Source organism: Janthinobacterium sp. SUN211, assembly GCF_030587315.1.
Taxonomy (GTDB): Bacteria; Pseudomonadota; Gammaproteobacteria; order Burkholderiales; family Burkholderiaceae_D; genus Janthinobacterium; species Janthinobacterium kumbetense.
Window position 1 is genome coordinate 310,887 of the sequence record NZ_JAPWIC010000004.1, and the last position, 14,567, is coordinate 325,453.

Here is a 14,567-nt window from a genome sequence, read left to right on the forward strand (position 1 = left end):
TTTTTTTTTGCCTGTCCAGCAAGCTCTTGCGCAAAAACACGGTGGCCCGCCCTGCCCATGATATTGTGGCGTCCTTTCCACCTGTCCTGACGCCTCATGCCTGCACCTTTGCCCGAACTGTGTTTTGCCGACCGCTACGAACGCCTGCGCTACCGCACCGCGCTGGTGCTATATGTGCTGGTGATCCTGATCGGCGATATTCCCGGCGTGCGCGCGGACGTGGGCCAGTATGCGTCGGGCGGCGTGCTGCATTCCTTCGGTTATGGCGTGCTGGCCCTGATCCTGTTCAGCGGCACGGGCGGCGGCATGGCGCGCCGGGCACTGCTGTCGGTGCTGATGGTGGCGACCATGGGCGCGCTGGACGAATTCATCCAGAGTTTCCTGCCCTACCGCCATGGCGCCGTCAGCGACTGGGTGGTCGATGTCACGGCTGCGGCAGCAGTCTGCCTGCCGCTGTATTTCCTGTGGCCGAAAATGGTCGCCGCCGCCCTTGGCAAGCACGCGCCGCTGCCCGAAGCCTGAACGGGGGATGGCTCGCGCCCGTCAGGCGCGGTCCGCTTCGCTATCCTGCAATGCCAGCCGCAACTGTCCCTGGCCCCGCTTGCCCAGGCGCCGCATCAGGGCGCGCGTCTCGCGCCGGCTGCCGGCCCCCATGGCGCGTGCCGTATCGCGCTGCATCTCCAGCAACTGTTCCGAGCGCGCCAGCCGCACCAGACCATGCAAGGCCTGGGCCAGCACATGGCGCGCACGGACATCGTGCGCAGTGCCGCCGATGGCCAGCACCAATTCATCGATCAGTTTTGCTGTAGGGCCAGATGACATTTTTTCTCCCGATTGAACAGTGAGGAAACGTGCAGCCGCACGAAGTGGTAATTGCCAGCATCGTTTATACCAAGCACGGCAATTAGACACTTGATCTAGCTCAATCGACAATGACGGCCGCCGAACATCCCTGTTCCGCCATGCTCTTACATGCAGCAATCGCCGCCATCCGCATCACCGCGGGTGCCGATCCTGAGTGTGCGACCATGAGGAGACCAAGATGAGATCAAAAACCACCCTGCTGCTGACCGGCCTGACATGCGCCTTGCTGGCAGCCTGCCATTCCACGGACAAGACCAGTCTGGCGCGCAGCAATAGCGGCGAAACCTATGCCGCGCCGGCCGGCACGACGCCGCAAAGCAGCACGGCCAGCACCGCCAGCAGCACGGCCGCCGATACGAGCAACGCCCAGAGCAGCATCAGCAGCGACATGCGCAACGACGCGAACCAGTCCACGATGAACATCAGCTCGGCCACGGTGCAGTCGATAGAAACCGTGCCGCGCAGCATGGACCAAGGCAGTGGCGACATGCAGGCGGGTACGTCGGGCACGGCCGGCAGCACTTCGGGGGCGGCGGGCAACATGCTGTACCGCGTCACCTTGCGCCTGGACGATGGCACGACGCGCACCTTTGTGCAAAACACCCAGCCCGCCTTCCAGATCGGCGACAAGGTCAGCGTGCAAAAAGGCGTGATGCAGCGCTATTGATCGGTATATTGATCGGTATCAACGCTGGCCGGCGCTGGCCGATTTCCTCCACGCCTGGCCGCCACTTGGCACGTATTTGGCACGTACTTGGCACGCACTTGATACGCCTTTGGCACACAATTGCCACGCATTTATCATTTTCAAGCCAAGGCCAGGGTCAGCGGCCGGCTGCGCCCCTGCACCAGGGCCGAAGGCCAGGCCGGGTCATGCGTCAGGTTGTGCAATTGGCTGCCGTCGAGCAAAAACGTGTCTTCCACCGTACTGCCGGGCAGGCTGGGGTGGAAGGCCAGCGCCATGCCCCGCTTGAGGATGATTTCCGTGTGCGCGCCGGCCGCCACTTCGGGGGCCAGGTAGCCGTGGATGCCGCCCTGCCGGCTGGTGCGTACCGTGTCGGGCTGGCCTGCATACGCGTAGGCGCTGTCGAGCGCGTGATACACCATGCTCAGCGCATGGCCCGTTTCGCAAGCATCGAGCGCCACCGCTTCCAGCGCCAGCATGGCCGCATCGGCATCGTCCATGACCACCGCCGCGCCATCGGCGCGATGCTGCGCCGGGCCGAAGCGCCGTTGACGGCTGAGGCTAGCGCACAGGCCGAAACGCCGCGCACACAGGGCCAGCACGGCTTGCGGGCCCAGCTCCACCTGGGCTGGCGGTGCGCGACGATACCGCTGTTGACGCTCCGCCCCGCTGACCAGCACGTGCACGGCCTGCAAGCCCCGCAGCCACAACGCGCGCGCGCAGGCGGCAGCCAGTTCCAGCTCGCTCCAGTCGGGGCGGGCCTGGCGCAACGCATCCGCGGCCGCGCGGGCAGCCAGCTGCCCCACCTGCCGGTAGCGCAGCTGTTCCGATTCCAGCAGCACCAGACGCTCTTCGCGCAAAGCTACGGGCAGGCTGCGTTCGTGCAAGCCCGGCCGGTCGGACAGGACCGGCGCGCCCCCGGCCGCATGCTGCACGAAATGCTCGCGCAATTCATACAGCTGCGGCTGCATCCAGGGCGACACTTGCCACGTCCATGGCCCGCGCACTTCTTCCTCGCGCATGCGCATGGCTTCGGCTTCGTCCGTCAAGATATAGGCGGCGTCGCGCGTCACCAGCACTTCCGCGCAGCCGCACTCGGCCGTATGGTAGTGGCTGTTCGACGCGCCCGCCGTGGCCCACGCAAACCAGTCCCCGCCGCGCAGGCGCACGGCGCCAGCACGCTGGTCTTCCAGCCAGCCCCGCATCTGCGCCAGCTTGTGCGCCACTTCCAGTTCCAGCGGCCAGTTCATGACCGCCCCTCGTGCGGGCGCCGGCGCGGCGCCACGCCACCTGCCCTGCCTGGCACCAGCCGGGTCTCCTGTTGTGCATGCATAGCTGCTCCCTTCCTACATGGAAACGTAAGACCGGCGCCCCCATCAAAAGTTCAGTGCCCGGATGCGTCTCAGGCTTGCAGTCTATGACTTCCCTCTGTTTTTGCAAGCCGCTATTTCGCCAGCTCGATCAGGACAGCCGTGTACATCTGCAGATTCAGCAGCAGCTGTTTTTCCGTGATGAACTCGTGTTCGGAATGCCCCGTGTACACGGTGTGCGGCATGGCCGGACCGAAGCTGACGGCGTTCGGGAACAGGCGCGAATTGGTGCCGCCGCCGATGGCGACCGGTTGCGGATGCGCGATGCCCGTGTAGTGCCCGAACACGGACAGCAGGGTGGGAATCTGCGGCGCGTCCGTCTGCAGCCACGGTTCGCCGATCTGCACCTGCAGGGTAGCGGGTACCTGGCGCCACGCCTTCCAGCCATCGAAGGCGGCCGTCACCTGTTGCTGCAGCACGGCCGCCGTCTTGCCTTGCGGACGGCGCAGGTTGATGTTCAGTTCCAGCGCGCCGCCATCTTGCTTGAGCACGGTGGGCGCTACCGTCATCGGACCCATGAAGCCGTCGCGGTAAGCGATCTGGCCGAAGCGCTCGCCGTAGATGCCGGTGCCCACCAGTTCATTCAAGAACGACAGCATGTCGGCCGCCTGCGTGCCTTGCCAGGGCTGCACGGCCAGCGCGTCGGCCAGCATGCTGATGGCGTTGACGCCGTCTTCCGGCTTCGACGAGTGGGCCGACACGCCCAGCGCCGTTACCGTCAAGGTATCGCCAGTGCGCGCGTAGCTGTAGCGCACGCCCTGCTGGCCCTGCGCGCGGGCGCGGATGGCCGCTTCCAGCGCGGCCGGCGCGTGGTCGATCACGGCTTGTGCGTCTTCCGGGATCTGGCTGCCGAAAAAGCCGCCCGCCAGCTTCGCCAGCACGGGTCCGCCCTTGGCCGGCAAGGCCGTGCGCGGCGGCAGGGTCAGCTTGATGGAACCGTAGCCCTTCTCGGCCGTCACCACCGGGTATTCCGCATCGATGGTGATGTTGACCTGCGGCGGCGTATGGGTTTTCAGGAACTGTTTCAGCGGTTCCCAGTCCGATTCCTCGGCCATGTACACGTACAGCTCGATGCGCTTGCTCAGCGGCACCTGCTTGTCCTGGATGGCTTTCATCGCGTACAGGGCCGTGGCGATGGGCCCCTTGTCGTCTTCCGTGCCCCGTCCCAGCAGCTTGCCCGGTTCGCTGCTGCGGTCCAGCTCGAACGGCGAACGGGCCCATTTCGCGGGGTTCACAGGCTGCACGTCGCCATGCGTGATCACGCCCACCCGTTCGCTGCCGCTGCCCATGCCGATGATGAGCACGTGGCCGTGATCCTGGAAATCGAATCCCAGGCGCTGCGCCTCGGCCGCCAGGTAGCGCTTGAAGCCCGTGTGCTGTGGATTGTCGGCAAAGGGCACGGCCGGGTCGGCCACCGTGTTGTAGCTGATCATCTTCGCCAGGCTGGCGATCAGCGGTTCCGGATAGGTGGCCAGCGCGTAGCGGGCCGTGTCCTGCGCCTGCTGGCTGACGGGCGCGGCGTGAACGGAGGGCTGCAGCAGCAGGCTCATCAAAGTCAGCAGGATGGGTTTCTTGAACATGGCGGGGCGCATAAAGTGGGGAGGCCAACTCTAGCATCGCCCGCACCGATTTCCAATCGATACGAGTTTTTTACCGATCAGTACGCAAATTCCCGATTCGCATTATCATGTGCACAGCCTGTCATCCCTGCCGCTTCCAAGGCCGACCCTACTGTGGTCAGGGGATAGACAAATCGTCCATTGTGATTTTCCACCACGTCCCGATATCGCTACCATGACTCCATTTTCCATACTCGACCTGGCCCCCATCGCCGAAGGCAGCGACGCCAGCCAGTCGTTCAAGAACACGCTCGACCTGGCGCAGCACGGCGAACGCTGGGGCTACAACCGCTACTGGCTGGCCGAACACCACGGCATGCCCGGCATCGCCAGCGCCGCCACGGCCGTCGTGATCGCCCATGTGGCGGCCGGCACGACCAGCATCCGCGTGGGTGCGGGCGGCGTGATGCTGCCGAACCACTCGCCGCTGGTCATCGCGGAACAGTTCGGCACCCTGGAAGCGCTGCATCCAGGCCGCATCGACCTGGGCCTGGGCCGCGCGCCCGGCTCCGACCAGACGACGGCGCGCGCCCTGCGCCGCGACCTGCAATCCGATGCGGAACAGTTTCCGCAAGACGTGCTGGAATTGATCGACTACATGTCCGACGAGCCGCGCCAGCGCGTGCTGGCCGTACCCGGCAAGGGCGCGAAAGTGCCCGTGTGGATACTCGGGTCCAGCCTGTTCGGCGCCCAGCTGGCCGCCCACCTTGGCTTGCCGTACGCATTCGCCTCGCACTTCGCGCCGCAGATGATGATGCAAGCCGTGGCGTATTACCGCGAACACTTCAAGCCGTCAAAACAATTGGCGAAACCATACGTGATGCTGGGCTTTAACGTGTTTGCCGCCGACACGGATGAGCAAGCGCACCTGCGCGCCACGTCGATGCAGCAAGCGTTCGTCAACCTGCGCACGGGCCGCCCGTCGCGCCTGCAGCCCCCTGTGCCCGGTTACCTGGAGCAATTGGGTCCGCAGGAACGCGCCATGCTCGATTCCGTCCTGTCATGCACGGCCATCGGCGCGCCGGACACCGTCAAGGTGAAGATGGCCGCCTTCATCGCCGAAACGGGCGCCGACGAGCTGATGATCACTTCGCAGATCTTCGACCACCAGCACCGGCTGCGCTCGTATGAAATCACGGCGCAGGTGCATGCGGAGCTGGCCCGGCAACAGTAACTGAACGTTTTCCTCCCTCGGTATATCCCCCTATACCCTTTTCCCGGCCGTCAGCAACGATCGCCGGGATTTTTTTGCCTGGCGTGTTTAGCTGCCGTTTTGTCTGCCGTCTTGCCTACCCCTGCCGCAAAATCGCCCCGGTCCGGCAGGAAATGTGCAGCCCCGCTATCATGCTCATCCAAAAGCATTATTCCAAGAAAGCTGTACCGCATGAAATCTGCAAGCTCTTCCGTCGATGCCAGCACCCTGCTGAGCTCCACCCGCATCCTGTTGTTCGCCCTGTCCGCCGGCGTGCTCGTCGCCAGCCTGTATTACGTGCAGCCGCTCACGTCCATGCTGGCCGCTTCGTTTGGCGTCAGCGTGCCACAAGCCGGTTACCTGGTCACGGCCACGCAGATCGGCTACGTGCTGGGCATCGTGTTCCTCGTACCCCTCAGCGACGTGCTGAACCGCCGCCAGTTGCTGACGTGGATGCTGATCGCCAAGATCGGCGCCCTGCTGTTGGCCGCTACCAGCCAGAATATTATCGTCTTTGCCATCGCCAGCGTCTTGATGGGGATCACGTCCAGCGCATTGATGGTCGTCACGGCCATGGTGGCGTCGTATGCGCCGGATCACAGCCGGGGCCGCATGGTGGGCACCGTCATGACGGGCTTGTTGCTGGGCATCTTGCTGGCGCGTACCGTGTCCGGCACGGTGTCGCAGATCAGCGGCGGCTGGCGCACCGTCTACGTGCTGGCCGCCCTCGTCGTGGCCGCCCTGCTCGTCATGCTGCGCCGCATCCTGCCCAATGAAGCGCCACGCGGCAAGCTGCAATACGGAAAATTGATGGCCTCGCTGGCCGACATCATCCGCCAGGAACCGCTGCTGCGCCAGCGCGCCCTGTTCTCGGGCCTGGGTCTGGGCACCTTCAGCGTGTTCTGGACAGGGCTGACCTTCTTGCTCAGCGGCGCGCCATATCACTACTCGGAAATGCAGATCGGCCTGTTCGGCCTGGCCGGCGCCACGGGCGCCTTTGCCGCGAACACGGCGGGCCGCATGGCCGACCGCGGCTACGCGCGCCAGGCCACCTGGCTGCTGGCTGTCGCCTCGATCGCGGGCTGGGCCTTGATCGGCTTTGGCGCCCATTCGCTGGTGCTGTTGTTGATCGGCATCGTCCTGCTGGACATGGGCGTGATGGGCCTGCAAGTAACGCACCAATCCATCATCTATAAACTGGCGCCGCATGCGCGGGCAAGGGTCACCACCGTCTTCATCGCGGGCGGCTTCATCGGCGCCTCGGCCGGTTCGGCCCTGGCCAGCGCCAGCTTTGCCGCCGGCGGCTGGCCCGCCCTGTGCATGGTGGGCGGCGCCATGCCGCTGCTGATGCTGCTGGTGTGGAGCAAGTATCGCCACACGCAGCGCAGGCTGGAACGGGCAAGCGCCACCTGAACCAGCGCGAAAAAAAACCGCTCGGCCGAGCGGTTTTTTTACGTCCCTATTTCGCTGGCGCGCGCGCCTTGCCGAACGCATCGCCCGCCTTCCAGGCCGGCATCTTCGCGCCATTTGCCACGGCTTGCCCCAGGTTCAGGGTGAACTGCGCCTGCTGCGTCATGCCGGACAAATCCCAACTGGCATCGTACTCATCCGTGACTTGATGGTAGCGGGGGCCGTAGGCGGCCGCCTTGGCTTTCGACGCTTCCACGTCCTTGATGTACTCGCGTCCGCCATTGATGGAAAACGCGGGCACGCCCGCCTTGGCAAAACTGAAATGGTCGCTGCGGAAATAACCGCCGGCCAAGTCGGGGCGGGCTGCCGCGATGTGCATGCCCATGGCTTTGGCCACCGTGGCGGCGATCGCGCCCAATTCCGTGCGCTCGCTGCCCTGCGCGCCGATGTCGCGCGTGGCGCCCACGAAATTCAAGCTGTCGAGGTTCAGCGCGGCCGCCGTCTTGCTCAAAGGCCACAGCGGGTCGGCCGCGTAGGCGGCGCTGCCCAATAACCCTTGCTCCTCGGCCGCCACCCACAGGAAAATCTGCGTGCGCTTCGCGGGTTGCTTGACGGCTTCCTGCGCCATGGCCAGCAAGCCGGCCGTGCCCGAAGCGTTGTCGACGGCGCCGTTGTAGATTGTGTCGCCCGTTTCACCTTGCTTGCCGAGGTGGTCCCAGTGGCCGCTGTAGATGACGGCTTCATCCTTCAGTTTCGGGTCGGTGCCCGGCACCATGCCGGCGATATTGAATTGCTCCACCTTGCGCACGGCCGATTTCATCTCGCCCGACAGTTTGGCGTTCAGCGCGACGGCCTTGAAGTCCTTGTTTTCCGCCTGCGCGCGCAAGGCGTCCAGATCCTGTCCACCGGCCGCAAACAGACGGCGCGCCGCGTCTTCCGCGATCCAGCCCTGCAGCGGCGTGCCGGCAGTGCGGTCCGCCAATTGGAAGCGCTCGCTGCCGCTCCAGCTGTTCTGCACCACGCTCCAGTCATACGAGGCCGACGGTTTCGTGTGGATCAGCAATACGCCCGCGGCGCCCTGGCGCCTGGCTTCCTCGAATTTATACGTCCAGCGGCCGTAATAGGTCAGCGCCTTGCCGGCGAAGCGGTTCGGATCAAGCGCGGTCGGCTGCGGGTCGTTGACCATCATGACGACGATCTTGTTTTTGACATCGACACCCTTGAAATCGTTCCAGCCTTCTTCCGGCGCCGTGATGCCGTAGCCGACGAACACGAGCGGCGCATCGAAGGTATGCGCGGCAACGGAGTCGCCCGTGGCCCAGACCCAGTCCGGGCCGAACGCCAGCGGCACGGCCTTGCCGCCCGCCACGGCTTGCAGGCTGCTCTCTTGCGGCAAGGATTTCACGCCGGCAATTTGCACGCTCTGGCGGTAGCTGTTGCCGCGCACGGGTTGCAGCCCGGCCATCTGCGCCTGGGTTTCCAGGTAAGCCACCGTCAGGTCGGCGCCGCGCTGGCCCGTGCCCCGGCCTTCCAATAAATCGTTGGACAGGAAGGCCAGGTGGGCGCGCAGGGGCGCTTCCTGCACGATGGGCAAACCGCTGGCGGCGTGGGCGGAAAACGCCAGCGCAGTCAAGGCGAGGGAAGAAAACAGCTTCTGCATAATATCCTTTGGGTAAGAGGAGGAAAGCGGTCCGGCGGAAGGCCGAGCCGGCGATTGTATGCCATGGGGAAAGATGGATCAAAATGCGGACGAAAAAAATCCCCGCGGCAAGGGCGGGGATGGGCGATGGAAGCTGTGTCAGACCAGCAATTACACGAGCAAGGCCGCCGCCAGCGATTCGATCTCTTCCGCCGATTCGTCGAGGATGGTGTGCAAGGTGCTGCCGCCGATGCCGAAGTCGATCTTCGCGGCCGCCTGGCGCCGCGCGGCGCTTTCCGGCGGATGCAGGGGCGAGCCGACAGGCGACAGATCGTTGGCCAGCACCAGGGTCGCGCCCAAGGTGCGGGGCGGGAACGGGCTGCCGCCGTGCCACATGCCTTCCACGGCCTGCAAGACCATGTCCGGTACTTGCAGCTGGCGCAGCACGCCGCGGCCGATCAGCTTTTCGCCGTATTCAATCCAGTCTTCGGTATTGTCGTCCAGCAAACCCGGATATTCCTCGGCGCGCGACAGCAGATAAAAGCCGCCCACTTCATGCACGATGGCGGCGAACATGGCCGTTTCCACATCGACATGCGTGACTTTCCGCGCGATCACCTGGCTCAGCGCGGCCACGTGGGCCGTGTGTTCCCACAGCTTGGCCGCCTTGGCGCGCAATTGCGGGTCCGTGATCTGGCTGCCCAGCTGGCGCACGATGACGGACGCCACCATCGACTTTAACGTGGCAAAGCCCAGGCGCGAGACGGCCGCGCGCACGTTGGCGATTTCATTGCCGGAACGGTTGTAGGCGGCCGAGTTGGCCAAGGCCACGACCCTGGCCGACAACAGCGGCTCGGCCATGACCATGCGGGCGGCCGCTTCGATATGGCAATCGGGGTCGTCCAGCGCTTCCTGCAGCTTCAAGGTAGCCTTGACGTTGGCGGGGAACGTCAGCTCGCCCTTGCTCGCTTGCAGCGCGATAATCTTGAATACTTCCAGTCTATCCATGGGTCAATCTCCGGTACGGGCTTGTTCAAGCTCTGCTCTGTGGGTGGGCCGGGAACGCGCATGTATCCCCGGCCCTGCTCCCGTTTCCGGCAATATTACAGCAAGTTTATACTCAAACCTATTACTTTCCGGAAACTTTCCCTGCCACGCCTTCGACAAAATAATCCATCTTCGTCAGCGCTGCATCGTCCAGCACGCCTTTGTCCAGGCGCACTTTGCCATCGTTATCCTTGATCGGCGCGCTGAAAGGATTGAGCTTGCCAGCTACCAAGTCTTTCTCGCGCGCCAATACAAACTGTTTCACATCGGCGGGCACGGCGGCGTTGATGCCTTCCAGCTTGACCATGCCATCCTTGATGCCGCCCCAGGTGCTGCTGGACTTCCACGTGCCGTCCAGCACGGCTTGCGCCTGCTTCGTATAGTAGTCGCCCCAATGGTGGGTGACGGCGGCCAGCTGCGCCTTCGGACCGTACTTTTTCATGTCCGAATGGTAGGCGATCGCATACTTGCCCTTCTCTTCCGCCGCTTGCACCACGGCGGTCGAGTCCGTGTGGTGGGTGACCACGTCGGCGCCCTGGCCGATTAGCGTGATGGCCGCGTCGCGCTCCTTGCCCGGGTCGAACCAGCTATTCACCCACACCACTTTCACTTCCGCCTTGGGGTCGACGCTGCGCATGCCGCGCGTGAAAGCGTTCACTCCCTGCAACACTTCGGGGATCGGGAACGCCGCCACATAACCAGCCACATGGGTCTTGCTCATCTTGCCCGCCAACACGCCTGCCAGGTAGCGGCCTTCATAAAAACGCGCATTCGTGTTGGCCACGTTGACGGCGGTCTTGTAGCCAGTCAGGTGGATGAACTTCACATTAGGAAATTGCTTCGCCACTTTCAAGGTGGGATTCATGTAGCCGAACGAAGTCGTGATGACGAGCTTGCTGCCCGTTTGCGCCAGGTCGCGGATCACCCGTTCCGCATCGGCGCTCTCCGGCACGTTTTCCACATACTTGGTGGTGATCTTGCTGCCCAGCGCCTTTTCCATTTCCTTGCGGGCCAGGTCATGCTGGGTGGTCCAGCCCGCGTCGCCGATGGGGCTGATATACACGAAGCCGACATTCAGCGGCGCCGTCGCGGGAGCGGCGGCCATGACGGGCATCAAAACAGCACTGCAAACGGCGGCGCATACTAGTTTCTTGGACATGGTTTTCCTTGTGGTGAGTGATTAATTTCCAGGATTGAAATTTTTCCCCAACGAAGCGGGCATGTTGAGCTTGATGTAATTGGCATTGCTGGAAATAAGCACCAGCACGACGATGGCCGCCAGGTAAGGCAGCATCGACAGCAGTTGCGACGCGATGGGCACGCCCAGCGCCTGCGCGTGAAAGGTCAATATCGTGATGCCGCCGAACAGGTAGGCGCCGCCGACCACGCGCGCCGGGCGCCAGGTGGCAAAGGTGGTCAGCGCCAGCGCGATCCAGCCCCGCCCCGCCACCATGCCCTCGACCCACAGGGGCGTGTAGACGAGCGACAAAAAGGCGCCGGCCAGGCCGCAGCAGGCGCCGCCGAACAGCACGGCCGCCAGGCGGATGCGCCGCACGGGATAGCCGAGCGCATGCGCGGAAGCGGGCGACTCGCCCACGGCGCGCAGCACGAGGCCCGCCCGCGTGCGGTACAGGAACCAGGCGATGGCCACGCACAGCAGCAAGGACAGATACACCATCGCATGCTGGCGGAACAGGGCCGGCCCCAGCACAGGAATGTCTTCCAGGTAAGGGATGCCGAAGCGGCCATTCTGCAGGCTGTTGCCCACATACTTCAAGCCGATATACGTGGATGCGCCCGCGCCGAACAGAGACAGGGCCAGGCCCGTCGCGTACTGGTTCGTGCCCAGCCATACGGTCAGCCAGGCAAAGAAGCCGGACAGCAGCATGCTGGCGCCCGCCCCCGCGAGAAAGCCCAGGGTGGGACTGCCTGTGTTGACGGCCACGGCAAAGCCCGTGATGGCGGAGACCAGCATCATGCCTTCCGCGCCCAGGTTCACCACGCCCGCCTTTTCATTCACCAATAAACCGAGGGCGGCCAACATCAGCGGCGTGCCCGCATTGATGCTGGCGGCGATCAGGGGCGCGATGGTGAAAGCCAGGTTATCCATGTTTCCTCCAGCGCAGTTTGTATTGGATCAGCACGTCGCAAGCAAGCAAGGCGAACAGCAAGATGCCCTGGAACACGCCCGTGATCGCGCTGGGCAAGCCGAGACGTGATTGCGCCAGTTCGCCGCCGATATAAAACAGGGCCATGACGAAGCTGGAAAAAATCACGCCCACAGGATGCAGCCGCCCCACGAAGGCGACGATGATGGCGGCAAAGCCATAGCCGGGCGACACCGTGGGCGTCAACTGCCCCATCGGCCCCAGCACTTCGCAGGCGCCCGCCAGGCCGGACAGGGCGCCGCAGATCAGCAGCGATGACCACAAGGTCTTGCGCGAGGAAAAACCCGCATAGCGGGCGGCGGCCGGCGCCATGCCGCCCACGCGCAGGCGGAAACCCGAAATGCTGCGCGACAGATACAGCCAGCCGCCCAGCGAGGCCAGCAAGGCGAACACGATGCCGATGTGCAAGCGCGTATCCGTCACGATCATCGGCAACAGCAAGCCGTCGGACAGCAGTTTCGACTGGGGAAAATTAAACCCTTCCGGGTCACGCAGCACGCCATACACGAGATAACTGAGCAGCAATTGGGCGATGTAGACCAGCATCAGCGAGACGAGGATTTCGCTGGCGTTGTAGCGGTCGCGCAGCCAGGCCACCAGGCCAGCCCACACCATGCCGCCGGCCATGCCGGCCAGCAAGGACACGCCGATGATGGCCGCGCCGCCCACGCCGTCATCGAGGTACAGGGCGGCCGCGCCGCCGCAGATGGCGCCCAGGGTCAGCTGCCCTTCCGCGCCGATGTTATAGATGTTGGCGCGAAAGCAGATGGCCAGGCCCACGGCGATCAAGAGCAGGGGCGCCACCTTGATGCCCAGCTCGGACCAGCCGTGCGCGTCGCGCAAGGGTTCCACGAAGAAGACGGCAAGACCGGCCAGCGGATCGTGTCCCAGCGCAAGAAACAACAGCGCGCCGCATAGCACCGTGAGCAGCACGGCCAGCACGGGCGACAGCCACGACATCAACCGCGACGGTGTGGGACGGGCTTCCAGCCGCAAGGCAAACTTAGCCATGGGCTGCCTCCTGCGGCCACAGCCCGCTCATCCATTGCCCCACCTGCGCCACGCTGGCTTCGCCCACGTCGAGCGACGGTGAGATCTTTCCCTTTGCCATCACCAGCAAGCGGTCGCTGATGTCGAACAATTCATCGAGTTCCTCCGACACGACCAGCAGCGCGCAGCCCGCATCGCGCAGCGCCAGCAATTCCGCGCGGATTTGCGCGGCCGCGCCCACGTCCACGCCCCAGGTCGGCTGCGCCACCACCAGCACGGTGGGCTCGCGCATGACTTCGCGTCCGACTATATATTTCTGCAAGTTGCCGCCCGACAAGCTGCGCGCCAGCGCCTGCGGCCCGCCCGCCTTCACCTGGAAGCGGGCGATGATGGCGGCTGCCCGCTGCGCGATGACCTTGTGGCGCACGAAGCCGTGGCGGATGGTGGCGGGTGTCTGCAAGCTCAGCAGCACGTTGTCGGCCAGCCCCATGTCGGGTACGGCGCCCCGTCCCAGCCTTTCCTCCGGCACGAAGCCGAAACCCAGGGCGCGCCGGCGTCCCGGCGGCAAGCGTCCCGCCGGCGTGCCGTTCAGCACGATGCTGCCGGCGGCCGCGCGCATGTCCTCGCCCGACAACGCGGCCAGCAATTCCTGCTGGCCATTGCCGGACACGCCCGCGATGCCGACAATTTCTCCCGCGCGCACGTCGAAATTGATATCCGTCAATTGCGTGGCGAACGGGTGGCTCTTCGGCAGGTCCAGCTGCCGCACGCTCAGCATGACCGCACCCGGCGTGCGCGCCACGCGCGTGACGGCGGGCGGCTCGGCGCCGATCATCATGCGCGACAGGCTGGCCGCCGACTCTTGCGAGGGGTCGCACACGCCCGCGTTCTTGCCGGCGCGCACCACCGTACACGTGTGGCACAGGGCGCGGATCTCGTCGAGCTTGTGGCTGATGTACAGGATGCTGCAGCCTTCGGCCGCCAGCTGGCGCAAGGTGGTAAACAGTTTTTCCACGGCGCCCGGCGTCAGCACGGACGTCGGTTCATCGAGGATCAGCAGTTGCGGCTTGGCCAGCAGGGCGCGCACGATTTCCACGCGCTGGCATTCGCCGACGGAAAGCGTGTGCACGTGGCGCTGCGGTTCCAGGTCCAGGCCGTACTGGCGCGCCGTCGCTTCGATGCGCTGCGCCAGCTCCGCCATGTTGGTACCGGCCGGCAAGCCGAGGGCGATGTTTTCCGCCACCGTCAAAGTGTCGAACAGGGAAAAGTGCTGGAACACCATGGCGATACCGAGCGCGCGCGCGGCTGACGGGTTGGCGATTTCCACTTCACGGCCATTCCACAGGATGCGGCCGCCGTCCGGTTGCACGGCGCCGTAGATGATTTTCATCAAGGTCGATTTGCCGGCGCCGTTTTCGCCGAGCACGGCGTGGATTTGTCCGGGCGCGACGGTGAGGCAGATGCCGTCATTGGCCACCACGGCCGGATAGCGCTTGCTGATATCGAGTAATTCCAGGCGTGCCGTCATTGTTTTTTTCGTGCCTCGCTGCAAGGTCGCCGGCATCGTCGCCGGTGGAGAAATT

The 14,567-nt window shown here is 64.6% G+C and carries 13 protein-coding genes; 4 read left to right on the plus strand and 9 right to left on the minus strand.

Annotated elements, in window-relative coordinates:
* Positions 1-96: 96 nt before the first annotated feature.
* Positions 97-522, plus strand: coding sequence for a VanZ family protein (locus O3301_RS16300; protein WP_305056869.1), 426 nt, complete (start codon positions 97-99; stop codon positions 520-522).
* 21 nt (positions 523-543) lie between these two features.
* Here the strand turns inward: O3301_RS16300 and O3301_RS16305 are convergent, their stop codons facing one another.
* Positions 544-822, minus strand: coding sequence for a hypothetical protein (locus O3301_RS16305; protein WP_143451371.1), 279 nt, complete (start codon positions 820-822; stop codon positions 544-546).
* Between the two features lie 220 nt (positions 823-1,042).
* Between O3301_RS16305 and O3301_RS16310 the strand changes: the two genes are divergently transcribed.
* Entirely contained in the window at positions 1,043-1,531 is a 489-nt protein-coding gene (locus O3301_RS16310; RefSeq protein WP_305056870.1) for a hypothetical protein, read from the plus strand.
* Positions 1,532-1,671: 140 nt separating this feature from the next.
* Here O3301_RS16310 and O3301_RS16315 read toward each other — a convergent pair whose 3' ends face one another.
* Positions 1,672-2,799, minus strand: coding sequence for a M24 family metallopeptidase (locus O3301_RS16315; RefSeq protein ID WP_099665235.1), 1,128 nt, complete (start codon positions 2,797-2,799; stop codon positions 1,672-1,674).
* Positions 2,800-2,993: 194 nt separating this feature from the next.
* Positions 2,994-4,499 carry a dipeptidase gene (locus tag O3301_RS16320; protein WP_305056871.1) on the minus strand — a complete coding sequence of 502 codons (1,506 nt, stop codon included), beginning with the start codon at positions 4,497-4,499 and terminating at the stop codon, positions 2,994-2,996.
* A gap of 214 nt (positions 4,500-4,713) precedes the next feature.
* Between O3301_RS16320 and O3301_RS16325 the strand changes: the two genes are divergently transcribed.
* Entirely contained in the window at positions 4,714-5,712 is a 999-nt protein-coding gene (locus tag O3301_RS16325; protein WP_305056872.1) for an LLM class flavin-dependent oxidoreductase, read from the plus strand.
* A 210-nt stretch (positions 5,713-5,922) separates the two neighbouring features.
* The gene (locus O3301_RS16330) at positions 5,923-7,143 is read left to right on the plus strand and encodes an MFS transporter (RefSeq protein WP_305056873.1); all 1,221 of its coding nucleotides are present in this window, start codon (positions 5,923-5,925) and stop codon (positions 7,141-7,143) included.
* Positions 7,144-7,189: 46 nt separating this feature from the next.
* Here O3301_RS16330 and O3301_RS16335 read toward each other — a convergent pair whose 3' ends face one another.
* The 6 genes from O3301_RS16335 to O3301_RS16360 all read right to left on the minus strand — a co-directional run bounded on the left by O3301_RS16335 (position 7,190) and on the right by O3301_RS16360 (position 14,512).
* Entirely contained in the window at positions 7,190-8,800 is a 1,611-nt protein-coding gene (locus tag O3301_RS16335) for a M28 family peptidase (protein ID WP_305056874.1), read from the minus strand.
* Positions 8,801-8,950: 150 nt separating this feature from the next.
* Complete coding sequence (locus O3301_RS16340; RefSeq protein ID WP_077400451.1) at positions 8,951-9,787, minus strand: HDOD domain-containing protein; 837 nt, start codon at positions 9,785-9,787, stop codon at positions 8,951-8,953.
* Positions 9,788-9,908: 121 nt separating this feature from the next.
* Positions 9,909-10,985 carry a BMP family ABC transporter substrate-binding protein gene (locus O3301_RS16345; RefSeq protein WP_099665240.1) on the minus strand — a complete coding sequence of 359 codons (1,077 nt, stop codon included), beginning with the start codon at positions 10,983-10,985 and terminating at the stop codon, positions 9,909-9,911.
* Between the two features lie 21 nt (positions 10,986-11,006).
* On the minus strand, positions 11,007-11,936 hold the full coding sequence (locus tag O3301_RS16350) for an ABC transporter permease (protein ID WP_099665241.1): 930 nt from the start codon (positions 11,934-11,936) through the stop codon (positions 11,007-11,009).
* Positions 11,929-13,005 carry an ABC transporter permease gene (locus tag O3301_RS16355; RefSeq protein WP_305056875.1) on the minus strand — a complete coding sequence of 359 codons (1,077 nt, stop codon included), beginning with the start codon at positions 13,003-13,005 and terminating at the stop codon, positions 11,929-11,931. The genes O3301_RS16350 and O3301_RS16355 overlap by 8 nt, the downstream gene beginning before the upstream one ends.
* Positions 12,998-14,512, minus strand: coding sequence for an ABC transporter ATP-binding protein (locus O3301_RS16360; RefSeq protein WP_305056876.1), 1,515 nt, complete (start codon positions 14,510-14,512; stop codon positions 12,998-13,000). The genes O3301_RS16355 and O3301_RS16360 overlap by 8 nt, the downstream gene beginning before the upstream one ends.
* Positions 14,513-14,567: the final 55 nt, after the last annotated feature.

Coding starts and splice junctions, on each gene's coding strand:
- O3301_RS16300 (WP_305056869.1), top strand. CDS start 97: ATGCCTGCACCTTTGCCCGAACTGTGTTTTGCCGACCGCTACGAACGC.
- O3301_RS16305 (WP_143451371.1), bottom strand. CDS start 822: ATGTCATCTGGCCCTACAGCAAAACTGATCGATGAATTGGTGCTGGCC.
- O3301_RS16310 (WP_305056870.1), top strand. CDS start 1,043: ATGAGATCAAAAACCACCCTGCTGCTGACCGGCCTGACATGCGCCTTG.
- O3301_RS16315 (WP_099665235.1), bottom strand. CDS start 2,799: ATGAACTGGCCGCTGGAACTGGAAGTGGCGCACAAGCTGGCGCAGATG.
- O3301_RS16320 (WP_305056871.1), bottom strand. CDS start 4,499: ATGTTCAAGAAACCCATCCTGCTGACTTTGATGAGCCTGCTGCTGCAG.
- O3301_RS16325 (WP_305056872.1), top strand. CDS start 4,714: ATGACTCCATTTTCCATACTCGACCTGGCCCCCATCGCCGAAGGCAGC.
- O3301_RS16330 (WP_305056873.1), top strand. CDS start 5,923: ATGAAATCTGCAAGCTCTTCCGTCGATGCCAGCACCCTGCTGAGCTCC.
- O3301_RS16335 (WP_305056874.1), bottom strand. CDS start 8,800: ATGCAGAAGCTGTTTTCTTCCCTCGCCTTGACTGCGCTGGCGTTTTCC.
- O3301_RS16340 (WP_077400451.1), bottom strand. CDS start 9,787: ATGGATAGACTGGAAGTATTCAAGATTATCGCGCTGCAAGCGAGCAAG.
- O3301_RS16345 (WP_099665240.1), bottom strand. CDS start 10,985: ATGTCCAAGAAACTAGTATGCGCCGCCGTTTGCAGTGCTGTTTTGATG.
- O3301_RS16350 (WP_099665241.1), bottom strand. CDS start 11,936: ATGGATAACCTGGCTTTCACCATCGCGCCCCTGATCGCCGCCAGCATC.
- O3301_RS16355 (WP_305056875.1), bottom strand. CDS start 13,005: ATGGCTAAGTTTGCCTTGCGGCTGGAAGCCCGTCCCACACCGTCGCGG.
- O3301_RS16360 (WP_305056876.1), bottom strand. CDS start 14,512: ATGACGGCACGCCTGGAATTACTCGATATCAGCAAGCGCTATCCGGCC.